The sequence below is a fragment of the Dyella mobilis genome (genome assembly GCF_016904945.1).
GTDB classification, from domain to species: domain Bacteria; phylum Pseudomonadota; class Gammaproteobacteria; order Xanthomonadales; family Rhodanobacteraceae; genus Dyella_B; species Dyella_B mobilis.
This window is the reverse complement of sequence record NZ_JADIKF010000037.1, coordinates 77,651-102,576: the sequence shown is the minus strand read 5'-3', so window position 1 is coordinate 102,576 and position 24,926 is coordinate 77,651. Positions and strand designations below refer to the sequence as shown.

The 24,926-nt window shown below is 63.5% G+C and carries 25 protein-coding genes; 7 read left to right on the top strand and 18 right to left on the bottom strand.

Annotated elements, in window-relative coordinates:
- Positions 1–6: 6 nt before the first annotated feature.
- From ISS99_RS06410 to polA, 3 genes are all read right to left on the bottom strand, one after another.
- Entirely contained in the window at positions 7–417 is a 411-nt protein-coding gene (locus ISS99_RS06410) for a VOC family protein (RefSeq protein ID WP_204630776.1), read from the bottom strand.
- A gap of 211 nt (positions 418–628) precedes the next feature.
- Complete coding sequence (locus ISS99_RS06405; protein WP_239537780.1) at positions 629–1,627, bottom strand: LacI family DNA-binding transcriptional regulator; 999 nt, start codon at positions 1,625–1,627, stop codon at positions 629–631.
- Positions 1,628–2,065: 438 nt separating this feature from the next.
- Positions 2,066–4,813 carry a DNA polymerase I gene (gene polA / locus ISS99_RS06400; RefSeq protein WP_204630774.1) on the bottom strand — a complete coding sequence of 916 codons (2,748 nt, stop codon included), beginning with the start codon at positions 4,811–4,813 and terminating at the stop codon, positions 2,066–2,068.
- 92 nt (positions 4,814–4,905) lie between these two features.
- On the opposite strand from polA, the gene ISS99_RS06395 reads away from it, so the two are divergent.
- Together ISS99_RS06395 and ISS99_RS06390 are read left to right on the top strand one after the other, a co-directional pair.
- A complete protein-coding gene (locus tag ISS99_RS06395; RefSeq protein ID WP_239537754.1) occupies positions 4,906–5,445 on the top strand; it encodes a DUF2782 domain-containing protein in 540 nt (179 codons plus the stop codon).
- 30 nt (positions 5,446–5,475) lie between these two features.
- Complete coding sequence (locus ISS99_RS06390) at positions 5,476–5,907, top strand: EamA family transporter (RefSeq protein ID WP_204630773.1); 432 nt, start codon at positions 5,476–5,478, stop codon at positions 5,905–5,907.
- A gap of 156 nt (positions 5,908–6,063) precedes the next feature.
- Here ISS99_RS06390 and ISS99_RS06385 read toward each other — a convergent pair whose 3' ends face one another.
- Both ISS99_RS06385 and ISS99_RS06380 read right to left on the bottom strand, forming a co-directional pair.
- Positions 6,064–6,774, bottom strand: a complete 711-nt coding sequence (locus ISS99_RS06385) for a glutathione S-transferase (RefSeq protein ID WP_204630772.1) — start codon at positions 6,772–6,774, stop codon at positions 6,064–6,066.
- Between the two features lie 44 nt (positions 6,775–6,818).
- On the bottom strand, positions 6,819–7,721 hold the full coding sequence (locus ISS99_RS06380; RefSeq protein WP_239537752.1) for a LysR family transcriptional regulator: 903 nt from the start codon (positions 7,719–7,721) through the stop codon (positions 6,819–6,821).
- 104 nt (positions 7,722–7,825) lie between these two features.
- Between ISS99_RS06380 and ISS99_RS06375 the strand changes: the two genes are divergently transcribed.
- Positions 7,826–8,842 (top strand): bile acid:sodium symporter family protein, encoded by a 1,017-nt coding sequence (locus ISS99_RS06375; protein WP_204630771.1) that lies wholly within the window; start codon positions 7,826–7,828, stop codon positions 8,840–8,842.
- Between the two features lie 122 nt (positions 8,843–8,964).
- Here the strand turns inward: ISS99_RS06375 and purH are convergent, their stop codons facing one another.
- The 11 genes from purH to ISS99_RS06320 all read right to left on the bottom strand — a co-directional run bounded on the left by purH (position 8,965) and on the right by ISS99_RS06320 (position 20,211).
- A complete protein-coding gene (purH, locus tag ISS99_RS06370) occupies positions 8,965–10,575 on the bottom strand; it encodes a bifunctional phosphoribosylaminoimidazolecarboxamide formyltransferase/IMP cyclohydrolase (RefSeq protein WP_204630770.1) in 1,611 nt (536 codons plus the stop codon).
- 103 nt (positions 10,576–10,678) lie between these two features.
- Complete coding sequence (locus ISS99_RS06365) at positions 10,679–10,966, bottom strand: helix-turn-helix domain-containing protein (protein ID WP_239537750.1); 288 nt, start codon at positions 10,964–10,966, stop codon at positions 10,679–10,681.
- A 207-nt stretch (positions 10,967–11,173) separates the two neighbouring features.
- The gene (locus tag ISS99_RS06360) at positions 11,174–11,977 is read right to left on the bottom strand and encodes a zinc-ribbon and DUF3426 domain-containing protein (protein WP_204630769.1); all 804 of its coding nucleotides are present in this window, start codon (positions 11,975–11,977) and stop codon (positions 11,174–11,176) included.
- Positions 11,978–12,125: 148 nt separating this feature from the next.
- Positions 12,126–13,025: a 50S ribosomal protein L11 methyltransferase gene (gene prmA, locus ISS99_RS06355; RefSeq protein ID WP_204630768.1), complete on the bottom strand. Its 900-nt coding sequence runs from the start codon at positions 13,023–13,025 to the stop codon at positions 12,126–12,128.
- 193 nt (positions 13,026–13,218) lie between these two features.
- A complete protein-coding gene (gene accC, locus ISS99_RS06350; protein WP_204630767.1) occupies positions 13,219–14,592 on the bottom strand; it encodes an acetyl-CoA carboxylase biotin carboxylase subunit in 1,374 nt (457 codons plus the stop codon).
- Positions 14,593–14,605: 13 nt separating this feature from the next.
- Complete coding sequence (gene accB, locus ISS99_RS06345; protein ID WP_204630766.1) at positions 14,606–15,064, bottom strand: acetyl-CoA carboxylase biotin carboxyl carrier protein; 459 nt, start codon at positions 15,062–15,064, stop codon at positions 14,606–14,608.
- Positions 15,065–15,134: 70 nt separating this feature from the next.
- Positions 15,135–15,587: a type II 3-dehydroquinate dehydratase gene (gene aroQ / locus ISS99_RS06340; protein ID WP_204630765.1), complete on the bottom strand. Its 453-nt coding sequence runs from the start codon at positions 15,585–15,587 to the stop codon at positions 15,135–15,137.
- Between the two features lie 148 nt (positions 15,588–15,735).
- Complete coding sequence (locus ISS99_RS06335) at positions 15,736–16,281, bottom strand: TlpA disulfide reductase family protein (RefSeq protein ID WP_204630764.1); 546 nt, start codon at positions 16,279–16,281, stop codon at positions 15,736–15,738.
- 16 nt (positions 16,282–16,297) lie between these two features.
- The gene (locus ISS99_RS06330) at positions 16,298–18,463 is read right to left on the bottom strand and encodes a protein-disulfide reductase DsbD family protein (RefSeq protein WP_204630763.1); all 2,166 of its coding nucleotides are present in this window, start codon (positions 18,461–18,463) and stop codon (positions 16,298–16,300) included.
- A gap of 70 nt (positions 18,464–18,533) precedes the next feature.
- Entirely contained in the window at positions 18,534–19,445 is a 912-nt protein-coding gene (locus tag ISS99_RS06325) for a DMT family transporter (RefSeq protein WP_204630762.1), read from the bottom strand.
- A 73-nt stretch (positions 19,446–19,518) separates the two neighbouring features.
- A complete protein-coding gene (locus tag ISS99_RS06320; RefSeq protein ID WP_204630761.1) occupies positions 19,519–20,211 on the bottom strand; it encodes a glutathione binding-like protein in 693 nt (230 codons plus the stop codon).
- A 112-nt stretch (positions 20,212–20,323) separates the two neighbouring features.
- Between ISS99_RS06320 and pdxR the strand changes: the two genes are divergently transcribed.
- The 3 genes from pdxR (at position 20,324) to ISS99_RS06305 (ending at position 23,345) form a co-directional block, all read left to right on the top strand.
- Positions 20,324–21,775 carry a MocR-like pyridoxine biosynthesis transcription factor PdxR gene (gene pdxR, locus ISS99_RS06315; RefSeq protein WP_204630760.1) on the top strand — a complete coding sequence of 484 codons (1,452 nt, stop codon included), beginning with the start codon at positions 20,324–20,326 and terminating at the stop codon, positions 21,773–21,775.
- A gap of 94 nt (positions 21,776–21,869) precedes the next feature.
- Complete coding sequence (locus ISS99_RS06310) at positions 21,870–22,889, top strand: TlpA family protein disulfide reductase (RefSeq protein WP_284343777.1); 1,020 nt, start codon at positions 21,870–21,872, stop codon at positions 22,887–22,889.
- A gap of 30 nt (positions 22,890–22,919) precedes the next feature.
- Positions 22,920–23,345, top strand: coding sequence for a cupin domain-containing protein (locus tag ISS99_RS06305; RefSeq protein ID WP_204630758.1), 426 nt, complete (start codon positions 22,920–22,922; stop codon positions 23,343–23,345).
- On the opposite strand, the gene cutA is transcribed toward ISS99_RS06305, so the two are convergent.
- Positions 23,309–23,638: a divalent-cation tolerance protein CutA gene (gene cutA, locus ISS99_RS06300; protein WP_204630757.1), complete on the bottom strand. Its 330-nt coding sequence runs from the start codon at positions 23,636–23,638 to the stop codon at positions 23,309–23,311. The two genes, ISS99_RS06305 and cutA, sit on opposite strands and share 37 nt — an antisense overlap.
- Positions 23,639–23,647: 9 nt before the next feature.
- Positions 23,648–24,319 carry a class II aldolase/adducin family protein gene (locus tag ISS99_RS06295; protein ID WP_204630756.1) on the bottom strand — a complete coding sequence of 224 codons (672 nt, stop codon included), beginning with the start codon at positions 24,317–24,319 and terminating at the stop codon, positions 23,648–23,650.
- 280 nt (positions 24,320–24,599) lie between these two features.
- On the opposite strand from ISS99_RS06295, the gene groES reads away from it, so the two are divergent.
- Positions 24,600–24,893 carry a co-chaperone GroES gene (groES, locus tag ISS99_RS06290; protein ID WP_204630755.1) on the top strand — a complete coding sequence of 98 codons (294 nt, stop codon included), beginning with the start codon at positions 24,600–24,602 and terminating at the stop codon, positions 24,891–24,893.
- Positions 24,894–24,926 lie beyond the last annotated feature (33 nt).

Sequence of the window (24,926 nt, the reverse complement as noted above, 5' to 3'; positions counted from 1 at the left end):
GAGCAATTACTGCTGCGGAATGATGACCATCCAGCTCACGCCGAAACGGTCTACCACCATGCCGAAGTAGGGCGAGAAGAAGGTCTGGGTGAGCGGGCAGTGCACTTGGCCGCCATCGGCGAGCGCACCGAACGCGCGGTCGGCCTCGGCCTTGTCTTTCACGTTCAGCGACAGCGAAAAGCCCTGGAATTTCACATTGGCATTGACGCAGTCATCCGAGGCCATCAGCACGGTGTCGCCGATCGCGAAATTGCAGTACATGATGTGCTCGCCATCGGCCTTCGCGGCCATCTCGTCGCCGGGCGGCGCTTCCTTGTAGCGCATCTGCGCATGGAGCTTGGCGCCTAGATGCTTCTGGTAATACTGGACCGCTTCTTCGCAGCGGCCGGCGAAGAACAGATAAGGCTGGATCTGCATGACGTTTCCTCCGTGAGGCGAGTGATTCGTCCCGTTGCCGGGTGTCTGATGAGGCGACGAACCAGAATCGGCCGAATCGACACGGCAGCGCCAGTCGGCGCAGCGTTCGATTTCGTGAAGGAATCGGCAAGAAAAGCGCGAGGGCAGATGCGGACAGATCGCGTCGCGATCGGCCCGCCTCGATCGGCGCGGGGAAGCCGCAGGGTAGGCTTCAGGACTTGCCGAACTGGCTCGACCGGCGCACCACCAGCTTTACCGGCAACAAGCGTGTTTCCACGGGCTCTCCGCGGATCAGGCGCAGCAGGTTGTCGACCAGCGTCTCGCCCGCCAGCTTGGTGTCCTGCAAAACACTGGTCAGCGGCGGATTGAGAAAGCGCGACATCGGTATGTCGTCGAAGCCGGCCACGGCGACCTGCTCAGGCACCTTGATGCAGCGGTCGGCCAGGGCGCGCATGGCGCCGATGGCGATCAGGTCGCTGGCGGCAAAGACCGCATCGAACGGCGTGTCGCGCGCCAGCAGCGATTCCAGGGCCTGATAGCCGGCCTGTTCGGTGCTTTCGGCCGCGTCGACCTGCAGGGCGGGGTCGGCCGCCAGGCCGGCTTCCTGCAATCCGGCTACGTAGCCGCGATAGCGTTCGAAGAATTCCGGATAGTGGCTGGACGCGTCGCCGAGGAAGGCGATCCGCCGGCAGCTCTGTTCCAGCAGGTGCAGGGCGATGGCGCGGCCGCCCTGGAAGTTGTCGCAACCAATGGAAATGTCCGGCTGGTCCGGCAGTACCGCGCCCCAGCGAATGGAGCGCATGCCTTGGTCGGCCAGGTTCTGCAGCTTGTCCAGGTAGGCCAGGTAATCGCCGTAGCCGAGCAGGATGAGGCCGTCGGCCTTCTTGGTGTCGGCATAGTCGGCATGCCAGTTGTACGACAGCTGCTGAAATGAAATGAGCAGGTCGTAGCCGCGCAGCGCGCAGGCGCGGGTGATCGAGCCGAGCATGGACAGGAAGAACGGGTTGATGTGCGACTCGTCCGCGGTGGGATCTTCGAACAGCAGCAGGGCCAGGGTGCCGGAGTGCTGCGAGCGCAGGTTCGAAGCGTTTTTGTCCACCTTGTAGTTGAGCTGGTCGGCCGCGGCCTTGATGCGCTGTCGCGTTTCCTCACTTACCAGGGGGCTGCCGCGCAGGGCTCGCGAGACCGTGGACTGGGACACCCCGGTCATGTGGGCGATATCGAAGGAGGTGGCTTTCCCTTTGGACAATGCGGCGGGCTCGTTGCTTGGACGACCGGCGGGCCGCGGCCATCGCAATAACGTCATCCTAACGGTTGGGCTGCGCCGTGTCCTGCCGCAGGGCAAGAAAAAGCCCCGAGAACTTAGGGGGAGTCCTCGGGGCCGGTGGAGTCGGAACCCAGGGGAGAGGTCCGAATCCGGGTGGCGACCCAGGGAGGTGGGCGCCGGGGGATGCCGTTGCGTGCATCCGATAACTAAGAACGCGCCAGAGCGCAGAAGTTGCACGCGCCGGTAAAGAAAATCCCGAATGGGTCAGCCGCGATTCATCTGTATGACACGCATGCGTGACCTTCGGCACGTGGGGCGTTTCCCGTGGATCGGCTAACAGGCCCTAGCTGCATCGCTTGGCGGGGAACCTGGGTGGGACCATCAATGCGCCTCGTCCCAGTTCTTGCCGACACCCACGTCGACGATCAGCGGTACGTGCAGTTCGGCGGCCCCCGACATGCGCTCCCGCACGGCTTCGCGCACCGTATCGATGGCATCGGCACGGACTTCGAAGACCAGTTCGTCGTGCACCTGCATCAGCATGTATGCATCGTCGCGCCCTTTCAGCCACGCAGCGACGGCGATCATGGCGCGTTTGATGATGTCGGCCGCCGTACCTTGCATGGGGGCGTTGACCGCCGCTCGCTCGGCACCGGCACGCAGTGCCTGATTGCGCGCGCTGAGATTTTCCAGGTACAGGCGTCGCCCGAACAGGGTTTCCACGTAACCATCGCGGTGGGCGCGTTCGCGGGTGGCTTCCATGAATGCGTGCACGCCGGGATAGCGCGAGAAATAACGCGCCATGTAATCGCTGGCTTCGCCGCGATCCACGCCGAGCTGGCGTGCGAGCCCGAACGCGCTCATGCCGTACATCAGGCCGAAATTGATCGCCTTGGCGGCGCGGCGCTGGTTGCTGGTGACGTCTTTGGGATCGAGCCCGAAGACCTCGGCGGCGGTGGCGCGATGAATGTCGCCGCCTTCCTGGAACGCGCGCACCAATCCTTCGTCGCCGGACAGGTGGGCCATGATGCGCAGCTCGATCTGCGAATAGTCCGCCGCCAGCACCAGCCAGCCTTTCGGCGCGATAAAGGCCTGGCGGATGCGCCGGCCTTCCTCGGTGCGTACCGGAATGTTCTGCAGGTTGGGATCGTTGGAGGAGATGCGGCCGGTCGCCACCGCGCCCTGGTGATAGCTGGTATGCACGCGACCATCGCGCGGATTGACCATCTCGGCCAGCTTCTCGGTGTAGGTCGAGCGCAGCTTGGCCAGGCCACGGTATTCGAGGATCAGCCGCGGCAGCGCATGATCGTCGGCGATGGCTTCCAGTGCTTCTTCGTTGGTCGAAGGCTGCCCGGTGGGCGTTTTCAGCTTGGCCGGCAAGCCGAGTTCGTCGAACAGGATGGCCTGCAATTGCTTGGGCGAATCGAGATTGAATTCATGCCCCGCCGATTGCCACGCTTCCTGCTGCAACTGGAGCATGCGCTTGCCCAGTTGCTGGCTTTGCTTGCGCAGTTCGTCCACATCAATCAGTACGCCGCGCTGCTCCATGCCGGCAAGCACGGGAACCAGCGGGATTTCGATGTCTTCGTAAACCTTGAGCAGCTTCGGTTCGCTCTGCAGCAGCGGCCACAATGCGTGATGCAGGCGCAAGGTGATATCCGCGTCTTCAGCCGCGTAGCGGCAGGCGGTATCCAGATCCACTTGCGAGAAGGAAATCTGCTTGGCGCCCTTGCCGGCGACCTCTTCGTATTTCACCGTTTCGTAGCCAAGATATTTCCTGGCCAATGAATCCATGTCGTGGCGCGTCGCGGTGGCGTTCCATATGTAGGATTCGAGCATGGTGTCGTGCTTCAGCCCCTGCACCACGATGCCGTAGTGCGAGAGGATGTTCATGTCGTACTTGGCGTGCTGACCGACCTTGGGGCGCTTGGGGTCTTCGAAGATCGGCTTCAAGGCAGCCAGCACTTCGTCGCGCGGCAATTGCGCCGGTACGCCGGGATAATCGTGGCCCAGCGGGATGTAGCAGGCATGGCCCAGTTGCACCGACAGGCTGAGGCCGACGATGTCCGCCTGCATGGCGTCGAGGCTGGTGGTTTCGGTGTCGAAGGCGATCAGCGGTGCATCGTGCAGTTGCGATAGCCAGTTGTCGAACTGTGCCTGCGTGGTGACGAGTTCGTACTTGCCTTCGCCACTCAGTTCCGCCGGCGTTGCCGAGGTGTCGATGCGTGAAGGTTCGGCAGCAGGGCTTTCGGTGCTTGCCGGAGTCGCCGCGGCGGCATCGGCTGCAGCATGGTCCATTTCCTTCAGTGCCGCCTTGAATTCATAGCGCGTGAATAATTCGCGCAACGCCGCGGTATCGCGCTCCTGCAAATTCAGTTGCGTGACCGTTCTGTCCAGCGGCACGTCGGTCTTGATGGTGACCAGCTCGCGCGACAACGGCAGTTCCGGCAGCGCTTCGCGCAGGTATTCGCCGATCTTGCCCCCGATCTTGCCGGCGTTGGCCATCACGTTGTCCAGCGAGCCGTATTCGGCCAGCCATTTCGCCGCAGTCTTGGGGCCGCATTTGTTGACGCCGGGAACGTTGTCCACGGTATCGCCGGTGAGGCTCAGGAAGTCGATGATCTGCTCGGGTTTCACGCCGAATTTTTCCACCACGCCATTCGTGTCCATGGTGGTGTTGGTCATCGTGTTGATCAGCGTGATGCCGGGGCGCACGAGCTGCGCAAGATCCTTGTCGCCGGTGGAGATCAATACCTCGATGCCTTTTTCGTGCGCCTGCAGGGCCAGCGTGCCGATCACGTCGTCGGCCTCCACGCCGCTGACGCGCAGGATCGGAAAACCCAGGGCGCCGACGATCGCCAGCATCGGCTCGATCTGCGCGCGCAATTCCGGCGGCATCGGCGGCCGGTTGGCTTTGTACTTGTCGTATAGCGTATTGCGGAAGGTCGGGCCCGATGCATCGCTTACGAAGGCCACGTAATCGGGCCTGGCCTTGAGCGTGGAGCGCAGCATGTTGACCACGCCGAACAGGGCGCCGGTCGGTTCGCCTTGGGCATTGCTCAACGGCGGCAACGCGTGGAAGGCCCGGAAGAGATAGGAGGAGCCGTCGATGAGCGTAAGGTTTGGCATTCCCTCATTCTCGCACGCCGGCGGCCGGGATCGGTTCACGGGCGGGTGAACCCGGCGCTGCTATTATTCGTCCCCCCAACGAGGCCTTCGACATGAAACACGCCGTCTGTCTGTACGCTCTCGCAGTTCTGGCCGCGTCGCCGGTCTTTGCGCAGACTTCTTCGTCCTCGTCGGCCACGCCGCACTTCGCGCCGGCCCCGCCGCCGCCGGGCATGAACGATCCGGGTGTGAATCCCGCCAAGGCGCCGCCTGCAAAGGCTGAAACCACCCAAGGCGAGCCGGCATCCAGTCCGGCCGAACTCCAGCCCAGCCATCTGCCGGGCAAGCCGATTCCGATGCCCAGGATGCCAGGCACCTCGGCGACGACAGATGCCAATGGAAATTCGGCTCCGGATGTTCAAGTTCGCAAGGAAGGCGAAAATACCATCCAGGAGTACCGCGAAAACGGCAAGGTCTACATGATTGTCGTGACGCCCAGGGTCGGTCCTCAACAGATCTACAACGTGGACCCCGATGGCCGCATCCAGGGCCAGAATGGACAGCCTCCGATCAAGCCGGTGCAGTACACGATCATGCACTGGGGCGACAGCAAGCCCGCTTCGTCATCGTCGTCGGAAGACAACGGCTCCTGACATTCCTCAACGCGCTTGCCGGGAGCGTACGTGAATCTGCGCGAGAGCTGGTTGCTGTTCGCCCTGGGGTCGGCGTTCTTTGCGGCGCTCACCGCGCTATTCGGCAAGCTTGGCGTGGCGGGGATCAACTCGAACCTTGCCACGTTCATCCGCACGCTGGTGATTCTCGCGGTAACGGCGGGCATTCTCAGTTTGCGCTCGGAATGGGCCAGGCCTTCCGGGTTGCCATGGCATAGCTGGCTGTTTCTGGTCCTGTCCGGTATCGCCACCGGGCTTTCGTGGTTGTGCTACTACCGCGCGCTGCAATTGGGGCCGATAAGCAAGGTGGCGCCGATCGACAAGCTGAGCGTGGCCATGGCCATCGTGCTTGGGCTGCTCGTGCTGGGCGAGAAACCCAGTTGGTCGGTGCTGGTCGGCGGTTTGTTGATCGTTGCCGGGTCGCTGGTCATCGCCTTGTTCTAGGGCCTGTTAGCACTATTCTCGTGGCCCGCGCCGTGAGCTGTTTGCGCGCCAGCCAAGGAAGAGTGAGGGAGTGTACGTCCGTACACGATCGAGTGATGACGCCGCATGGCGGCCACTCAACGGCAACGCGGGTTGCGAAAATAGTGCTAACAGGCCCTAGCGCGACGAATCCAACTCCGGATAGTGGCGGAATACGCCGTCCTGATTGAATGGAATGCGTCGCGGCGATGCCAGATACGCGCGCACATTGGGACGCTCGGCAATGCGTCCGGCCAGTGCACGTAGTCGCGGCATGCGTTTTTGCACGCGTTGCATGGCGTTGGGAAAAGCGTAATCGAGTCCGCTGACAACCTGGAATAGCGACAGGTCGACATACGAATGACGCGACAGTGCCTGCCGCCCGTTGCCACGTTCAAGCACGTTCTCGAAGTAAGCGAGGTATTTGGGCAGGCGTTCCTCGCGGAATGCCTGCGCGCGCTTGCGCGCGGCGGAGCGTTGCTGTTCGTAGTAAAGGTCTACGGCAATGGGATGATGCGTGTCGTGCACTTCGGCCAGCAGATCAGTGATGGTGGCCTGCAGTTGCTGCGCGTAGATTTCCGCGCCGAGTCCGCCGGGCACCAGGCCCAGGCGCGGGCCGAGATAGGCGAGGATGGTTGCCGTTTGCGCAATCACCAGGCGGCCGGCCTTGAGGAACGGTGGCGCATAGGGAAGGGCGCCTTCCTGCTTGCCGCGCAGGAACGGCATCATGGCGCTGTCGCCGCGCTTGCGATTGACGTCGACGTAGTCGGCTGCGGCATCTTCCAGCGCCAGGCGAATGAATTCGCCACGGCCCTGGATGCCGGTCCAGTAATAGAGCTCGTAACGCATGGACATCCTCCTCGCGTAGCACTCGGAAGATAGCGGCCACGCGCTCAATAAGACGTGAGCCTGCCGTTTGCCGCCAGTTCGCGCAGGCGGTTCCACACCAGGGCGGCCAGTGGCGAAAGCGAGCGCTGGCGGCGGTGGATCAAAGTGACGGTGCGTTGTTCGGTAGGCGTCAGCGGACGCATCACCAGGGAGGGCGGTGGCGATGAAAGTGCGGGCGTGATGGTGATGCCCAGTCCGGCTTCCACCATGCGGAAAGCGGTGTGAGTGTGGCCGGTTTGCTGCACCACGTCGGCGGCAATGCCGTGTTTGTGCAGCGCCTGGTCGATCAGGCGCCGGCTGCCCGACGAATAATCCAGCAGGATCAGCCGCTGACCCTGCAGCTTTTTCCACGGCACCGATTTCAGTGCGGCCAGCGGGTGGCTCGGCTGGCAAGCCAGGTAGAACGGATCGCGCATGATGGTCTCGCGATCGAAGTCGCTGCTTTCCGGTGGATCGATGGCGATGCCGAAGTCCACCTCGCCGCCACGCACGCTGTCCAGCACCAGGGTCTGCGCCTGGTCGTGCAATTGGATGGTCAGTTCCGGATATGCACGCGCGCAGTCGGCGATGCAGATTGGCATGAGGCTGGCGGACAGGGTTGGCACTGAAGCGATGCGCACTTTGCCGCGTCGCCGCTCGCCTTCGGAATGGACGTGCTCGAGCACGCCTTCGAGTTCGTCCAGCACACGCTCCAAGGCGCTTTCCAGATAACGGCCGGTGTCGGTGGGGACGACTTCGCGAGTGGTCCGGTCGAACAGGCGCACTCCCAGTTCGGCCTCCAGTTCGGTGATGTGCCGGCTCACCGCCGGCTGGCTCAGGTGCAGTTGCTCGGCTGCGCGGCGGAAATGGCGCTGGCGTGCCACGGCCAGGAAGGCGCGCAACTGCCGCAGGCTGATATTCATGCTCATATTGAATCAATGTATCAGATAAAACGATTTGATTTATCAATTGGGTGGCAGTGAAATAGCGCTGTCCCAACGCCTACAGGTCGCCGCTCTGCGGCGTATCCGCCATGTCCCTGCGCCGTTTCCTGCCCGACAATTTCACACTTTGCCTGCTGACCACGGTGGTGATCGCCAGCCTCGTCCCCTGTCGTGGAGCCGGTGCCCAGGTGTTTGGCTGGTTGACTGATCTGGCGATCGCGCTGTTGTTTTTCCTGCACGGTGCGAAGTTGTCACGCGAAGCGGTGGTGTCCGGGCTTACCAATTGGCGCCTGCACCTGACTGTGCTTGCCAGCACCTTCGTGCTGTTTCCGTTGCTGGGCATGCTGCTGAAGCCGGTGCTGCTGCCGCTGGTCACGCCCTCGCTGTACGTGGGCATCCTGTTCTTGTGCACGCTGCCGTCGACGGTGCAGTCGTCGATCGCCTTTACGTCGATCGCACGCGGCAATGTTTCTGCGGCAGTGTGCGCAGCTTCAGCCTCGAGTTTGCTCGGAATCCTCATCACGCCGCTGCTGACGGGGCTGGTGTTGCAGGCGCACGGACAGGGCGGGATGTCGTGGCATTCGGTAGGCGAGATCGTCCTGCAGCTGTTCGTGCCGTTCGCCGCCGGGCAGATCGCGCAAGGCTGGATCGGCGGCTGGGTGCAGCGCCATCGCCCCCTGGTGGGCCTGGTCGATCAGGGATCGATCCTGCTGGTGGTCTACACCGCATTCAGTGCAGCGGTGCTGCAGGGACTGTGGAAGCAGTTGCCGCTTCCGGTGCTGGGGGGTGTATTGGTCGTCAATGCGGTGTTGCTGGCCTGCGCCTTGCTGATCACCCGTTATGGATCGCGCGCGCTGGGTTTTGATCGCGAGGATGAAATCACCATCGTGTTTTGCGGCTCGAAGAAAAGCCTGGCCAGTGGTGTGCCGATGGCAAATGTACTGTTTCCCGCGCACGCGATCGGCATGATCGTGCTGCCGCTGATGCTGTTCCACCAGATGCAGTTGATGGTTTGCGCGGTGTTGGCGCGTCGCTATGCGGCACGCGCGAATGTGGATGGACGCAAGGCCGCCTCGACGGCGCGGGATGTAACGGTCGCCGATTGACGCTACTTAGCGCGGGCCACACGTTGGGCTATCCAGGACTTGATCCGGGGATAACCCAACGATCCACTCGCGTCTCGATGTTGGGTTACGTTGCGCAACCCAGCCTGCATCGTTGCACTGAATCAATGGCGGAAGTGGCGCATGCCGGTGAACACCATGGCCATGTCGTGCTCATCCGCAGCGGCAATGACTTCCGCATCGCGCATGGAGCCGCCGGGCTGGATCACGGCGCGGATGCCGGCCGCCGCGGCGGCATCGATGCCGTCGCGGAACGGGAAGAAGGCATCGGAGGCCATCACGGAACCGCGCACCTCCAGCTTTTCGTCCGCCGCCTTGATGCCTGCGATGCGTGCGCTGTAGACGCGGCTCATCTGCCCGGCGCCGATGCCGATGGTCTGGCGGTCGCGGGCGTAGACGATGGCGTTGCTCTTGACGTACTTGGCCACTTTCCAGGCGAAGATCAGATCGTTGATCTCCGCCTCGCTCGGTGCGCGGCGCGTGACGATCTTGAGCTCGTCTGCGGTGACCATGCCGCGGTCGGCGCTCTGGATCAGCAGTCCCGAGCCCACGCGGCGGCAATCGTTGCCCGGATGGGCGTGAGCGAGATCGCCCGAGGCCGGCACCGGAATTTCCAGCACGCGTACGTTGGTCTTCTTGGCGAACGCTTTCAGCGCGTCGTCGGCATAGGCCGGTGCCAGCACCACCTCTACAAACTGACGTTCGACGATGGCGCGTGCGGTGGCGCCGTCCACTTCGCGATTGAAGGCGATGATGCCGCCGAAGGCGGAGGTGGGGTCGGTCTGATAGGCCAGGTCATAGGCGCGCGCGATGCCATCCAGGCTTACGGCTACACCGCAAGGGTTGGCGTGCTTGACGATCACGCAGGCCGGCTTGGTAAAGCTGCGCACGCACTCCCAGGCTGCGTCGGAGTCGGCGATGTTGTTGAACGAAAGCTCTTTGCCCTGCAACTGGCGGAATGTTGCAAGCGTGCCCGGTGCCGGATGCAGGTCGCGATAGAACGCAGCCTGTTGATGCGGGTTTTCGCCGTAGCGCAAATCCATCAATTTGACGAAGCGGCTGTTGACCTGCTCCGGGAAAGCATCGTGGCCGGCAATCGCATCCTGTGCGTCGTTGAGCTTCAGGCCAGAAAGATAATCGCTGATCGCGCCATCGTAGTTGGACACGCGATTGAATGCGGCCACGGAAAGCTTGAAGCGGGTCGCGCGGCTCAGTCCGCCGCGTTGTTCGATCTCGGCAAGCGCTTCTTCGTATTGATCGGGCGAGGTCAGTACGCCGACGTCGTTCCAGTTTTTGGCCGCCGAGCGCAGCATGGCCGGGCCGCCGATGTCGATGTTCTCGATGGCCTGCTCGAGCGTGCAATCGGGCTTGGCGACTGTGGCCTCGAACGGGTAAAGGTTCAGCACCAGCAGGTCGATCGGGGCGATCTCGAGCTGGGCCATGACCTGGTCGTCGGTGCCGCGCCGTCCAAGCAGTCCGCCATGCACCTTGGGGTGCAGGGTCTTGACGCGGCCGTCCATGATTTCGGGGAAGCCGGTGAGTTCGCTGACGTCCTTGACGGTAATGCCAGCCTCGCGCAACGTCTTGGCGCTGCCGCCGGTGGACAGCAGCTCCACCTTGGCGGCGGCGAGGCGCCGGCCCAGTTCAATCAGCCCGGTCTTGTCCGAAACGCTGATCAGGGCGCGGCGGATGGGGGTGACGGAGGGTGCGGACATGGCGGCTTCCAAGGCTGTGAAGCCGCGCATTATAGCGCGGTCGGCTGTGCCGCTGCGTGCGAGTATTTAGACGTCTAAACGAAAGGAATGAAGCGAGTTTGCTTCAAAGCAGGCCGTGGGCCGCGAGCTTCTTGCGCAGGGTGGCGCGGTTGATGCCGAGCACGGCTGCAGCACGGCTCTGGTTGCCATCGTGAAAAGCGAGCACTTCGCGCAGCAGCGGACCTTCGACTTCGCGAATCACCAGCGCGTGCAGGCCTTCGTCGCACGACGTGTCACCGATGTCCGCCAGATAGCGGCGCACGGTGCGGCTGACGCACTCACTCAGTGCGCTCTGCGACGAGGTTTCACGCATGGCCTCGTTGACAGGCAGTCTCACGGCGTTCAAGGACATTTCCCCTCGCGTACTTTTCGCAACGGCTGCATAGGCCGTCGCCATGGTTATGGCAGTTACCGCGTTTGCGGCGGGTCGGCAGTCGCGCTCTGGACCAGAGCTTTCCTTTAGCGCGAGGGACCGAGTGTACTCGTGCCGGGGAACAAAATTAAGAGCCTTTGCACGTGAAAAGTTACAAGGCCAAGCCGAACAGGGACTAAGCGCGTTTTATTCAAAACCAAGGTCAAACGCGACGGCTTGGTGCCCCGGGTCCTCTACCTCGAAAACCAAAGCTGTGCTAGCGCCGGCAGCAATGCCGCGATGCAGCGCGTCGATGTCATCGAGGTATTCGCCCGGGTTGAGACGGCGCATGGCGATCACTTTTCCATTGCCGTCGGAGAGGCGGATGGTGACGACCGGCCAAGGTTGTCTGAAGGCCGCGTCGTTGCGCAAGGTAGCGCTGATCAGCAGGGCGCCGGGAACGGTCGGATGTGTCTGCACGTCGCGTGCCAACAAGCGCAACTTGCCGACGTCGCGGACCGCCGGCAGCTGGCATTGCAGCGTATCGCAAACATCGCGCAACACGGCGCCGCTGGTGGGGTCGGCAATCAAGGTATCGCGCAAAGCCCACGCCAGTTGTGCAGTCAGGCCCGAAAGCAAAAGTGCGCACGCAAGCACCCATGGCCAGCGTCGGGGCCTGTCGTTGCGCTGGGCGCGGCGGTCGCGTGCAAAGCGGGGGGTGACGACCAGGTCGGCAAACGCGTCGTCGAATGACGGCACTTCTTCCGGTGCGGCGACTTCCGGTGCGGGTGGCTGGGGGCGATAGACCACCAGTTCCACTTTGGGCGGTTCCACGCCAGGCTCGTGCGCAGGCAGTTCCGCAAAGGGCTCAGGCGGCAGTTGATCGGCCAGCGTGCTGATGGAATCGAAGCCTGCGCCGCAATGTCCGCAGGTGACGAAGCCGTGTGCCTGCGCGAGGGTGCGCGCGTCCACTGAGAACACGGACAGGCATTCGGGGCATTGCGTATACATTGCTTGAGTATGGCTTTTTTTGTTCGCCTCCTCTCCCTTTTGGAGGAGAGGGTTGAGGTGAGAGGGCGGGGCTTGCGTTGCGCCGGTTCGAAGCGTACTTCGAATCACCGTTCGCGCAAGATTGTCCCGTCACACCGATCCGGTGGGGTCAGGCGACGCGGCGACATCCGCTGATGCGTACCCAATCTTCGCGCGTGTCCACGCGCAACGCATCGAACCATTCGCCATAACGAGCCACCAGTTCGTCTTGCTGGCCCCGCAGGATACCCGAGATGGCAAAGGGGGCGCCGGGTTTCGCCGCCGCGGCGAAAGTGGGAGCAAGTTCTCCCAGCGGGCCGGCGAGAATGTTGGCAACGAACACGTCAGCGGGCTCGCCGGCGAAGTCTTCAGGTAGAAACAGCGCCAGCCGGTCGGCCACGTCGTTGCGCTCGGCATTGTCCGAGGAGGCGGTCAGCGCCTGCGGATCGTTGTCCACGCCAACCGCCGAAGCTGCGCCGAGCTTGAGTGCGGCGATGGCGAGAATGCCCGAGCCGCAGCCATAGTCGATCACGCGCTTGCCGACGATATCCAGGCTATCGAGCCATTCCAGGCACAACGCCGTGGTGGGGTGTGTGCCGCTGCCGAAAGCCAGGCCCGGGTCCAGTCGTACGATGACGCTGTCGTCCTGCGGCGGTTCGATGTTCCATGGGTAGATCCACAGCCGGCGCCCGAATGGCATCGGCTTGAACTGGTCCATCCAGGCGCGCTCCCAGTCTTCGTCCTCGACATCGCGATAGCTGAGTTGATCGGGCTCCAGCCAGGGCAGCAGTTCGCCCAGCGCTTCGGTCAGGCCGCGACGGTCGCTGTCGGCGTCGAACAGGGCGTTCAGGGTGATGGTGGGCCACAGCGGCAGTTCGCCTACGCCGGGCTCGAAGATCGCCTGTTCGTCAGGCGTTTCGGCATCGGCATCTTGCAGCGTGATGGACAGCGCGCCCAGGTCGTCCAGCGCTTCTTCCACGCGCGGCTGTTGTTCGGCGCGGACGATCAGGGTGAGTTCGAGCCAGGGCATCGTGAGTCCGTAGCAGAGGTCCAGGGAGCATCGTGATTTTCCCTCTCCCTTCCGGAGAGAGGGTAGGGTGAGGGGCCAATCTTGCGATGGAAGTCACTGGCAGCGTGCTTCGATGGCAGGGCCGGGCAAGGATAACCCCTCGCCTCGATCCTCCCCCGAGGGGGAGGGGAGGCGAACGCGACATGCGCGTTGTTCAATGCCCGCTGTGCGGATGTTCCTTGTGCTCCGCCATGCGCTTTTCCAGGTAATGGATGTTCTGTCCACCTTGCTGGAAGCCCACGTCGGACATGATGCGCTGCTGCAGCGGGATGTTGCACTTCACGCCTTCGATCACCGTTTCGGCCAGCGCGAGGCGCATGCGCGCAATCGCGGTTTCGCGGTCGGGACCGTGCACGATCAGCTTGCCGATCATCGAGTCGTAGTTCGGCGGAATCCGGTAGCCGTCGTACAGATGCGTATCCACGCGCACGCCGGGGCCGCCCGGTGCTTCGAAGCGCTTCACCGTGCCCGGCGAAGGCATGAAGGTGTCCGGATCTTCGGCATTGATGCGGCATTCGATCGCGTGGCCGTGGATCTTGATGTCGTCCTGTCGGATCGACAGCTTTTCGCCGGCGGCGATCAGCAACTGCTCGCGCACCAGGTCCACGCCGGTGATCAATTCCGTCACCGGATGTTCCACCTGGATGCGCGTGTTCATTTCGATGAAGTAGAACTGGCCGTTCTCGAACAGGAATTCGAACGTGCCGGCACCGCGATAGCCGATGCGCAGGCAGGCATCCACGCACACCTTGCCGATCTGCGCACGCAATTCCGGCGTGACGCCAGGGGCCGGCGCTTCTTCCACCACCTTCTGGTGGCGGCGCTGCATGGAGCAATCGCGTTCACCCAGATGGATGGCGTTGCCCTGGCCGTCGGCGAGCACCTGGATTTCCACGTGGCGCGGGTTCTCCAGGAATTTCTCCATGTACACCTGATCGTTGCCGAAGGCCGCCTTGGCCTCCTGCTTGGTCATGGTGATGGCATTGCCCAGATGCGCCTCGGTGCGCACCACGCGCATGCCGCGACCGCCGCCGCCGCCGGATGCCTTGATGATCACCGGATAGCCGATTTCGCGGGCAATGCGTATGTTGTCTTCGACGTTGTCGCCGAGCGGGCCGCCGGAGCCTGGCACGCACGGAACGCCTGCCGACTTCATCGCGCGGATCGCTTCGACCTTGTCGCCCATCATGCGGATCACGTCGGCGGTCGGGCCGATGAAGATGAAACCCGACTGCTCCACCTGCTCGGCGAAGTCCGCGCGCTCGGCGAGGAAGCCGTAGCCCGGATGAATCGCGTTGGCATCGGTAATTTCCGCGGCGGCGATGATGCGCGGAATATTGAGATAACTGTCGACCGACGGCGCGGGGCCGATGCAGATGGCTTCATCCGCAAGCCCTACGTGCTTGAGATTGCGATCGGCAGTGGAATGCACCGCCACGGTCTTGATACCGAGGCTGTTGCACGCACGCAGGATGCGCAACGCGATTTCGCCGCGATTGGCGATGACGACCTTTTCAAGTTTCTGCATAGTCGTCAGGCCGTCAGGCGATCACGAACATCGGCTGGTCGAATTCCACGGGCTGGCCATTGTCGATCAGGATGGCTTGCACGGTGCCGCCGACATCGGCTTCGATCTGGTTGAACATCTTCATCGCTTCGATGATGCCCAGCGTCTCGCCGGCCTTCACTTGTTGGCCGACCTTCACAAAGGCAGCGGCGCCGGGGCTGGCCGAGGCGTAGAAGGTGCCGACCATCGGCGCCTTGACCACGTGGCCGGCCGGCAGGCTGCTGGCGGCTTCCGCGGCAGGCGCCGCCACCGGTGCAGGAGCGGCCATCACCGGAGCTGGCGCGTGCATGGCGATCGGCGCAGGGGCGACGGCAATGCTGCCCTTGGGAACGCGCGACAGACGGACGACTTCCTCGCCTTCTTTGATTTCCAGTTCGGCGAGGTTGGACTCCTCGAGCAGGTCGATCAGTTTTTTGATCTTGCGCAGATCCATAGGTCTTGCCTTCTCAGGGTCTGGGGCCACAGCTTGGTGGCCGAAAAGTGAAAGAAAGGGGTATTGAGCGCTAACCGGCAGGCTTCGGTTCAAGTTTGGCCAGGGCCGCGTCCAGGCCCAGGCGATAGCTGTTGCTGCCGAAGCCGCAGATCACGCCTGTGGCCAGGTCGGACAGATAGGAATGGCGCCGGAACGGCTCGCGAGCATGCACGTTGCTCATGTGCACCTCGATAAACGGGATCGCCACGGCGGCCAGCGCATCGCGCAGGGCAACGCTGGTGTGGGTGAAGGCGCCGGGATTGATCAGGATGTAGGCCACCTGCTCGTCGCGGGCCTGGTGAATGCGTCCGATCAGCTCGTGCTCGGCATTGGATTGGTACCAATCCAGTTCGTGACCCGCCGCCTGTGCACGCTGTGCCAGCCGGCTGTTGATATCGGCGAGGGTCTCCCGGCCGTAGATATCCGGTTCGCGTACACCGAGCAGGTTGAGATTGGGTCCATGCAGGACCAGCAGCTTTGCCATGACAGGCTCCTGGCCGCCCCCGGGCGCCTCGGAATGCGCGCAGTGTGCTCGGTACCGGGGATGTTGTCCAGTTCGACGCAGTTCGGCGATGTTTGAAGGAGAAGTGAGAGATGGAACGTGCGTCGACGTATGGCGTCCGGAAACCGCGTCAGAGCGCGGTTGCCTGAGAAAGCCAGGTGGCGAGATCGCTGGGGCTCAGCGGACCGCGCCGGATGGCCAGTACGCGTCCGTCTTCGCCAAGCAATACGCTGAAGGGTAGTACTTCGTCAGCATCACCCAGGCGCAGGGATGTGCTGGGAGCGTCGATTCGTCCGATCAGAATGGGATAGTCGACCGGGTGGGCGGTCAGGAAGGCACGTACTCGGGAAGGCTCGTCCATGGCAATACCCAGCACAATCCCTCCCTGATCGCCGAACTTGCGCTGCTCAGCGTTCAAGGCAGGCATTTCGGCAAGACAGGGGACGCACCAGCTTGCCCAGAAGTTGATCAACACGCGCTTGCCGCGGAAATCCGACAAGGAATGCTGCTTGCCATCAAGGTCCGGCAAGACCAGGTTTGGGCGGAGATCGCCGACGTTCAGCGCTTGGACCTGGTTGGATGAGTGTGCCGTACGACTTTGGTGTTCCAGCCAGCCGCCACCGGCAGCGGCCAGCACGGCGAGGCCTACGATCAGCAAATTGTCCCGGCTCAGCACGCTTGCCTCGCTGCCATCACTTGGACGCCTCGGTGAGCGCCTGTTCCACCAGCGATGAGGTCAGCACCGTCGGCAACTGGCGCCCAGGCCCTCCGTTCCTGGGGAACACCACGTACAGGGGGACTCCCGGCGAGTGGTACTCCTGCAGGAAAGCGGAGATGGTGGGATTTACGTCGGTCCAGTCGCCTTTCATATAGACGGTGCCGGTGCGCTTGAGCAGGGCCTGGAAGGCGTCGCCGCTGAGTACGGCGTGTTCGTTGGCCTTGCAGGTCACGCACCAGTCGGCGGTCATGTCGACAAACACTGGCGTACCGGCTTTGCGCAGCTCGGCCAGCTTTTGCGGCGAGTAGGCCACGGTATTGCCGGTGTTGTCGGCAGCTTGTGCCGCTGCCGGCAATGTCGCGAGGTAATACAGCGGGGCCAGCGTGATCAGGGCGAGCAGTGCGACCAGGACGTTGCTCAAGGCACCACGCCCGCGGCTGCGCTCCAGCCACCACAGTGTCATCGCCAGCAGCACGGCGGCGACCAGCAGCAGTCCCACGGCGTCGGCGCCGCGCTGGTGGGCCAGCACCCAGGCCAGCCATGCGGCAGTGAGATACATCGGGAAGGCGAGCACTTCCTTCAGCGTTTCCATCCAGCGGCCGGGACGCGGCAACAACCGCGACAGCGCCGGCACGAATCCCATCGCCAGGAAGGGCAACGCCAGCCCAAGGCCCAGCGCTACGAAAATCAGCATGGCGCTCAAGGTCGGCGCAACGAAGGCGTACGCCAGCGCGGTGCCCATGAAAGGGGCGGTACACGGGCTGGCCACCACCACGGCCAGTACGCCGGTAAAGAAGTCGCCCGCCGGCCCGGAGCGGCTGGCAAGCGAGTTGCCGGTATTGCCCAGCGAAGCACCGAATTGCACCACGCCCGACAGCGACAGCGCGACCGCCAGCATCACCAGCGAGAGCACGGCCACCACCAGCGGATTTTGCAGATGCGCGCCCCAGGCGGTTTTCAGTGCAATCACGATCAGGCCCAGTGCGATGAAGCTGAGCAAGACGCCGGCGGTATACATCAGTGCATGGGTGCGCAGCCGCCGGGGATTTTCGCCGCTTTCCAGCAGGCCAATCGCCTTGATCGACAGCACCGGCAGCACGCACGGCATCAGGTTGAGCACCAGGCCGCCGCCGAAGGCGAGCAGCAGCGCGTACAGGAAACCGATTTTCAGCGAGTCGGCCTGGGCGCCGGCAGGCGGCATTTCCGGAGCCGGGCCTTGCACGGTCTGGCCGGTTGCCGTGCTTCCGGTGGCCGCAAGATCAACGGTCACCGCGCGGGTCATCAGCGGATAACACAGGCCGCCGTCCTGGCAACCCTGGAAGCTGGCCAGCAGCGTCAGCGATTTGAGGGCCGATGCATCGCCCTTCACCGTCACCGGTACATCCACTTCGTCGAAATACACGGTGGTGTCGCCAAAGTGCGCATCTTTGTGCGCGACCCCCGCCGGCCAGGCCGGCGTGAGCGACAGCTGCGGTGCATCTTTCAGCGACAGAGTGGTCTGGTCGCGATACAGGTAATAACCCTTGGGCATCGACCAGCGCAGCAGCAAATGCTGAGCGTCCTGGGCGATGGCGCTGAACTGGAAAGCCTGCTCGGCCGGCAAAGGCGCGTCGTTGCTGCCGGCCAACGCGGACGGGCGCGAATTGAATAGCGAGTTCAGTTTGTTGGTCGGGCCGGCCGCTGCGGGAATGGGCAGGTCGAGCTGTTCGGTATGCGGCGGGTAGCAGATCTTCGGCTCGGTTTCGTGGCAGCCCTGGTAGCGAACGCTGAGCGTGAGCTTGGTGGTGCCGGGCGCCAGCGTGTACGGAATGGTGGCGTCTACGCCGTGGTGATAGGTCTCCACCGGGCCCAGATACGGATCGTTGTGCTTTTCGCCGTCGGGCAGTTGTGCGGTGCCGAGCGTTACGCCGTCGCCGCCCTTGAAGTCCATGCGGCCGCGATAGAGGTAGTAGTCCTGGGCGATGGTCCAGTGCAGCTTCACGATGCCGGGCGTGCTGCTGTCCGCGCTGAGTTTGTAGGCTTCCGTCACCGGCAGCAGGTTGTCGGTATCGTCCTGCGCCCAGGCCGCCGACGTGCCAAGCAGCAGGGTGATCAGGATCAGTACGTGGGCGGCGATGCCGCCGAAACGAAGCGAACGCATTCCAGCTCCAGCATTGGGGTCGCGTGTTGGCGCGAATGACAGGATTATGGCCCAGTCGGTGACGGGGCCCTCATGGGACTTCTTCGATGGAACCCCAGTTCCGGGTTACACCACGCGGACGCAGCATGCCGGTGGTCAGCGCCACGCCGAGCAGAATCACCGCGCAGCCGCCGGCCATCGCCAGCGTGACCGACTCGCGCAGGAACGCCGCGCCCCAGATCACGCCGAAGACCGGAATCAGATACAGCACCGCCATGGCCGTTGCCGAACCGACGCGCGCAAGCAGGCGGTAGAACAATACATAGGCCAGCGACGTGCAGCCCGCAGCCAGCCCGAACATCGCCACCCACGATGGCATGCCCGGCATCTTCGCGGGCCACATCCAGATGGTGAAAGGCAGCAGCATTGCCGCGGCGGCGAACTGGCTGCCGATTGCCACGGTCAGCGGCGTCACGGTGCGCATGCGGCGTTGGCTGTAATGCGCGCCGAAGGTGTAGCAGACATTCGCGCCGACGCAGGCCGCCATCGCCCAGCCGGTCGATGAGCCGCCGTGTCCGAAGCCCATGCTGCCGCCGATCAGCCACACCACGCCGGTCAATCCGATCACCAGGCCGCTGGCGCGCGAAGCGTCGAGCTTCTCGCCCAGCCACAGCCAGCCGGATGCGGCCACCAGCAACGGAGCGATGGCGTCGAAGATCGCCGAAAGGCCGGAAGGCAGGCTCTGCGCGGCGTACGAGAACAGCACAAACGGCAGGGCGGAATTGCTCAGTCCGATCAAAGTGACCGGCCACCAGTTCGCCCGCAATTCGGCGATGCGTTTGCGCGAGGCCAGCAACGGCAGCGAGCAGATCGCCGCGCCGATCGCGCGCATGCCGGCCAATGCCATGCTGCCGAACTGGCCCGCGCCCATGCGCATGAACAGGAACGAGGCGCCCCACAGGGCTCCCAGCAACAGCAAGACGGCGAGGTCGGACTTTTTCACGTCGATGTGCTCAAAAGTGGGGATGAACGAAGATAGATCCGGGCCGTGTCAGAACCTGTCAGCAATGCGTGCCTCAGCGCGCGCCCTGGCCGAACAGCACGCGGCGTTCTTCTTCCGAGAGGGACGAATGTTTCGGCGCGTAGACGTTCTCCACGCCTTCATAGGTGCGTAGGGTAGCCGGGCGCGCCGCCATGGCTTCGAACCAGCGTTGCAGATGCGGGAACGCGTCCAGGTTTTGCCCGTGCGCCCGGTGCGGCACGATCCACGGATAGCAGGCGATATCGGCGATGGAGAATTCCCCGGCAATGAACCGGCGATCGGCCAGGCGCTGGTTGAGCACGCCATAGAGCCGGCTCGTTTCGCGCGTGTAGCGGTCGATCGCGTACGGCACCTTTTCCGGGGCGTACACATTGAAATGGCCGATCTGCCCGGCCATCGGACCCAGTCCCGACATCTGCCAGAACAGCCATTGCAGCACTTCGGTGCGGCCGCGCAGGTCGGTCGGGATTAGGCGGCCGCTTTTCTCGGCCAGATAAAGCATGATCGCGCCGGACTCGAACATCGTTATCGGCGCGCCGCCATCGGCCGGCGCGTGGTCGACGATGGCCGGGATCTTGTTGTTCGGCGAAATAGCCAGAAACTCGGGCTTGAACTGCTCCCCTTTGCTCAGGCTCACCGTGATCGGGCGATAGGGCAGTTGCGCCTCCTCCAGGAACAGCCGGGCCTTCAGGCCGTTGGGGGTGGCGGCAAAATACAGGTCGATCATTGGGGTCGCCTCGGGTCTCGGGATGGATACAGACTAGAGGGCGGCTTGGTCTTGCAAAAGGACCACATCAGGGCAAATCTACCAGTCCAGTTTCGAGCGCCAATAGCCGGCCATGGACCATCCCTTCGAGTTTCCGCTGGATATCCCGCAGCGAGGTTCGCGGCAGCGCCTGGCAGCGCTGCATGGTCAGTTGCGCGCGGCGATCCTCGATGGACGCCTGAAGGCCGGCTTGCGCCTGCCGGCGACGCGCGCCCTGGCCGAGGCCCTGGGTTTGTCGCGCAACACCGTGGTCGCCGCTTACGACCTGTTGCTGGGCGAGGGCTATATCGCCGCGCGCCACGGTGCCGGTAACTTCGTGGCCGATCTTGCGATGCGACGCGGCGCGGTACCTGCCAAGACCAGCGATGCGCGAGACGACGGGCGCCTGGCGCCCTATTGGCGGCAATTCACCACGCTTCCATCGCCGGCGCCCCTGGGGTCGTTTACCCACGATTTCCGGCTCGGCATTCCCGAGAGCCGACAGTTTCCCTACGACATCTGGCGACGGTTGTCCGCGCGCGTGCTGCGCCAAGCGTCCAGGGCTGCGCCGCTCTACGATCTTGCCCAGGGGCGGCCCGCGTTACGCGAGGCGATCGCCAGGCACATTTCGTTTGCCCGCGCCGTGGCCTGTTCGTCGGAGGATGTGATTGTCACCAGCGGCGCGCAGCAGGCTTTCGATTTGCTGGCGCGCGTGCTGGTCACCCCCGGGCGCAGCGTGCTGGCAGTGGAAGATCCCGGCTATCCGCCGCTGTACTCGGCGTTTCTCGCCGCCGGTGCGCGCATCGTCGGCGTGCCGGTGGACGAAGAAGGCCTGGTGGTGGAAAAACTGCCGCCGGATGCGAACGTCATTTACGTCACGCCCTCGCATCAATTTCCGCTCGGGGTAGTGATGTCGCCGCAACGACGCATTGCGTTGCTGGAGTTTGCGCGAACGCACGGTGCGGTGATCATCGAGGACGACTACGACAGCGAGTTTCGATACAGCGGCCGGCCACTGGATGCGCTGCAGACGCTCGATCGCAACGAGACCGTCTGTTACGTCGGCACGTTTTCCAAATGCCTGTTTCCGACCTTGCGCATCGGCTACGCGGTGGCGCCGTCGTGGCTGCGTAGCGCACTGGCCAATGCCAAGCACCAGAGCGATTGCCATGGCGACGTACTGGCTCAGGATACGTTGGCGGCTTTTATCGCCGAGGGCCACCTGGTCCGCCACGTGCGGCACGTGCGCAAGATCTACGGCGAACGCCGCGACGCCTTGCTCGACGCGATCGAGCGCCATGCACGCGGCTTGCTGCGGCCCTGGCCGTCGGACGCCGGACTGCACCTGTCGGCAAGCGTGCCAGCTTCCACAAATGCCCTCGCGCTTGCGACCCGCGCAGCGGAGGGCGGGATCAATGTGGATACCTTGAATGCCTATGCAAGTGATGGCCTGGCGATCAACGGCCTGGCGTTTGGCCTGGGCCGGATCGAGGCGCCGGACATCGAGGAGGGCATTCGAAGGATTGCGCGCCTGGTGGATCGCTGAGCAAAAGTGGACCCCTTCAATTGTCGCAAGGTGGCTCTTATGTAGGTGCCACTGGCGCGCGAGGATGCACCCATCCCAGCCTCAGGAGATGATCGTGCGCGTCGCAAGCTTTTTGTCGATACTGCTGTTTGGATTTTTTATTTCTTCCGCGCGTGCCGAAACCGGCGACCAGCACGCGCAGGTCGCGGCACGTGGCTTGGTCGGCACGCCAGCGCCGCATCTGGTGCTGAAAACCATCGACGGACAAACCGTCGATCTGGCCGGCTTTTATGGCAAGAAAGCGGTTTATCTGGAGTTCTGGGCCACCTGGTGCGTGCCCTGCCGGGAGCAGATGCCGCATCTGAAAAAGGTCTATGAGCAGGCCGGTTCCGACCTGGCCGTGATCGCCATCGACGTCGGCTTCGACGATACCGTGCAGGACGTGCGCAAGTATCGCAGCGAGATGGGCTTGAAGATGCCGATCGTGTTCGACGACGGTTCGATTGGCGATGCCTTTCATCTGCGCGTGACGCCTCAGCACGTGGTGATCGGGCGCGATGGCCGCATTCTTTTTATCGGTCACGAGGCCAATGCGAAACTCGATGCGGCCTTGCTGGCGGCGCGCACAGCGCCGGCATCGGGCAATGCGGTGGCGAGTGTGTCGGGTGACGAGGCGCACTACCAGGTCAACGATCAGTTGCCCACGCTCGCCGTGCCGACACTCTCCGGCGATGTCTTTCACGTCGATGCCGAACACGCTCACGGCCAGCCCACCGTGCTGGTTTTCATGTCGCCCTGGTGCGAAACCTATCTGGCCGGCAGCCGGCCGGCGCTGGCCGCAAGTTGCCGGGCGGTGCGCGAACAGGTCACTGTGCTGTCGCGCCAGGGTCATGCACGCTGGATTGGCATCGCATCGCCGCTGTGGGCCGGCAAGGACGATCTGCTCGCCTACCAGCGTGAGCATCACCTGACGATGCCGCTGGCGCTGGATGACTCGGGCACGTTGTTTCGTCGCTTCCGAGTGATGCACGTGCCTACCTTGCTGGTGGTGGATGCAAAGGGGCGCGTCGTGCGCCGCATCGAAGGTGTCGATCCGCAGCTTGGCCAAGAGTTGAAAGCTTTGGCGACCGGCTGAACCCGCGCCGCCTTTCAAGGAGAACACCTCATGCGTCGTCCATGCCACGTTGCAGCTGTTTTCGCCGCCCTGGTCTTTACGTTGATCGCCAACGCGTACGCCGCCGAAGAACGCGCGTTGTTGGCCGCACCGTTGACCCAGGCTCCCGGACGTCAGCTAAGTGCAGTCACCGTGACTTATGCACCGGGGCAATCCAGCCCTGCACACCGGCATGCCGGCGACGTCTACGCGTACGTGCTCAAAGGCCACATCCGCAGTCGGCTTGCCGGCGGAGCGTTGCACGTCTACGGGCCTGGCGACAGCTGGTTCGAGCCGGCCGGCACGCACCACCTCCTCAGCGGCAATGCGAGCCAAACGGAGCCGGCCACCATGCTGGTGATCTTCGTCGCTGCGCCCGATGCGGAGCTGACGACCTTCGATCAATCGCCGCCGGCCGCGCGTACCCATTCCAGGTAGGCGGCGTGGCCGCGCTCCACCGGTACGGCTATCAGTTCAGGCAGCTCATACGGGTGCACGGCAAGCAGGCGTTCTTTCAATGCTTCGAACTGTCCGGCCGTGGTCTTGATCAGCAGGAGTTCCTCGCTGTCGCTGGTGACTTCGCCTTTCCAGCGATAGGTGGATTGGATGCCCGCAATGCGGTTCACGCAGGCGGCCAGCGATTCGCGCACCAGTGTTTCGGCCAGGTGTTGTGCACTGGCCGGGTTGGGGCAGGTGCAATAGCAAAGCAGGACGCGATCGGGATCGGACATGGCGCGTGCTCAATGGGTGGGCGTTGCGGTCTGCTTCGACATCAGCCCGTAGTTGCCGAACTTCTCCAGTGCTTGCGTTACCTCGGCATCGGTCAGCAGTACCGGTGTGCCGATCTGCAGCGCCAGCGTGTATTGCCTGGCCAGCGTTTCCACTTCCACGGCGCGCCACATCGCCTGCTCCGCATTGGCGCCGGTGGCAATCATGCCGTGGTTGGCCATCAGGCAGGCCATGCGGCCGTCGAGCGCCCGCACCACGGCGTCGGAGAGTTCTTGGGTGCCATAGGTGTAATAGTCCGAGCAACGGATCGAGTCGCCGCCGCTGACCGCAATCATGTAGTGGATGGCCGGAATGTCCCTGCGACAGATCGCCAGGGCGGTGCTGTAGGGCGGATGGGCGTGGACCACGGCGTGCACGTCCGGCCGGGCGGCGTAGATATCGCGGTGGAAGCGCCACTCGCTGGATGGGCGCCGCGGGTGATCGTAGCGGCCATCCATGTCCACGAAGACGACATCCTCGGGCGTGATCTCACCGTACGGTATGCCGCTGGGCGTGACCAGGAACCCGGCCCCGCAGCGGATGCTGAGATTGCCGGAGGTGCCCTGACTCAGCCCGGACGGGGTCAGCTTCAGCCCGTAGGCGACTATTTCTTCGCGAAGCGCGCGCTCACTGCTACCACTCACTGCCTTCAGTCCTGGTTGTCGTGCGATGCGTAATCGTTGACGCTTCGGGCCCCGGTGTCGATAGGGAAGGCCACCAAGAAAATTTCGGCCTGAACCCTTGAAAGCCTTTCGCCCACCCTTATTGAGCTTCTCAGAACCCGTCCACCGGCCCCTGTACCAGGGGTTTTTTTGGGGGCTAGAATTGGCACTCGTGTCTCCCGAGTGCTAACAGTCGCCTACCTGAGGCCGGCCACGGGGTCGCCAATTTTTCTAACCTCAAGCCACTGCTGGAGTTTTTCCCATGAGCAAACTGCGTCCGCTGCACGATCGCGTCATCGTCAAGCGCCTGGAAGAGGAGCGCGTCTCCGCCGGCGGCATCGTCATCCCCGATAGCGCCACCGAAAAGCCGACCCGCGGCAAGGTCGTCGCTGCCGGTACCGGCCGCATCCAGGAAGACGGCAAGGTCCGCCCGATGTCCCTGAAGGAAGGCGACGTTGTGCTGTTCGGCAAGTACGCCGGCCAGGAAATCAAGATCGACGGCGAAGAGCTGGTCTTCCTGAAAGAAGACGACATCGTTGCGGTGATCGAAGGCTGATCGGCCTCTCCCGCATCTCTTCCCACTACCTAC

What these genes read in the sequence shown, in the direction of transcription:
- ISS99_RS06380 (WP_239537752.1), bottom strand. Translation starts at nt 7,721, where the DNA reads ATGAGCATGAATATCAGCCTGCGGCAGTTGCGCGCCTTCCTGGCCGTG.
- ISS99_RS06375 (WP_204630771.1), top strand. Translation starts at nt 7,826, where the DNA reads ATGTCCCTGCGCCGTTTCCTGCCCGACAATTTCACACTTTGCCTGCTG.
- ISS99_RS06405 (WP_239537780.1), bottom strand. Translation starts at nt 1,627, where the DNA reads ATGACCGGGGTGTCCCAGTCCACGGTCTCGCGAGCCCTGCGCGGCAGC.
- ISS99_RS06395 (WP_239537754.1), top strand. Translation starts at nt 4,906, where the DNA reads ATGAAACACGCCGTCTGTCTGTACGCTCTCGCAGTTCTGGCCGCGTCG.
- purH (WP_204630770.1), bottom strand. Translation starts at nt 10,575, where the DNA reads ATGTCCGCACCCTCCGTCACCCCCATCCGCCGCGCCCTGATCAGCGTT.
- ISS99_RS06365 (WP_239537750.1), bottom strand. Translation starts at nt 10,966, where the DNA reads ATGTCCTTGAACGCCGTGAGACTGCCTGTCAACGAGGCCATGCGTGAA.
- groES (WP_204630755.1), top strand. Translation starts at nt 24,600, where the DNA reads ATGAGCAAACTGCGTCCGCTGCACGATCGCGTCATCGTCAAGCGCCTG.
- ISS99_RS06410 (WP_204630776.1), bottom strand. Translation starts at nt 417, where the DNA reads ATGCAGATCCAGCCTTATCTGTTCTTCGCCGGCCGCTGCGAAGAAGCG.
- ISS99_RS06385 (WP_204630772.1), bottom strand. Translation starts at nt 6,774, where the DNA reads ATGCGTTACGAGCTCTATTACTGGACCGGCATCCAGGGCCGTGGCGAA.
- cutA (WP_204630757.1), bottom strand. Translation starts at nt 23,638, where the DNA reads ATGTCCGATCCCGATCGCGTCCTGCTTTGCTATTGCACCTGCCCCAAC.
- accC (WP_204630767.1), bottom strand. Translation starts at nt 14,592, where the DNA reads ATGCAGAAACTTGAAAAGGTCGTCATCGCCAATCGCGGCGAAATCGCG.
- accB (WP_204630766.1), bottom strand. Translation starts at nt 15,064, where the DNA reads ATGGATCTGCGCAAGATCAAAAAACTGATCGACCTGCTCGAGGAGTCC.
- pdxR (WP_204630760.1), top strand. Translation starts at nt 20,324, where the DNA reads ATGGACCATCCCTTCGAGTTTCCGCTGGATATCCCGCAGCGAGGTTCG.
- ISS99_RS06330 (WP_204630763.1), bottom strand. Translation starts at nt 18,463, where the DNA reads ATGCGTTCGCTTCGTTTCGGCGGCATCGCCGCCCACGTACTGATCCTG.
- ISS99_RS06305 (WP_204630758.1), top strand. Translation starts at nt 22,920, where the DNA reads ATGCGTCGTCCATGCCACGTTGCAGCTGTTTTCGCCGCCCTGGTCTTT.
- ISS99_RS06320 (WP_204630761.1), bottom strand. Translation starts at nt 20,211, where the DNA reads ATGATCGACCTGTATTTTGCCGCCACCCCCAACGGCCTGAAGGCCCGG.
- aroQ (WP_204630765.1), bottom strand. Translation starts at nt 15,587, where the DNA reads ATGGCAAAGCTGCTGGTCCTGCATGGACCCAATCTCAACCTGCTCGGT.
- prmA (WP_204630768.1), bottom strand. Translation starts at nt 13,025, where the DNA reads ATGCCCTGGCTCGAACTCACCCTGATCGTCCGCGCCGAACAACAGCCG.
- polA (WP_204630774.1), bottom strand. Translation starts at nt 4,813, where the DNA reads ATGCCAAACCTTACGCTCATCGACGGCTCCTCCTATCTCTTCCGGGCC.
- ISS99_RS06360 (WP_204630769.1), bottom strand. Translation starts at nt 11,977, where the DNA reads ATGTATACGCAATGCCCCGAATGCCTGTCCGTGTTCTCAGTGGACGCG.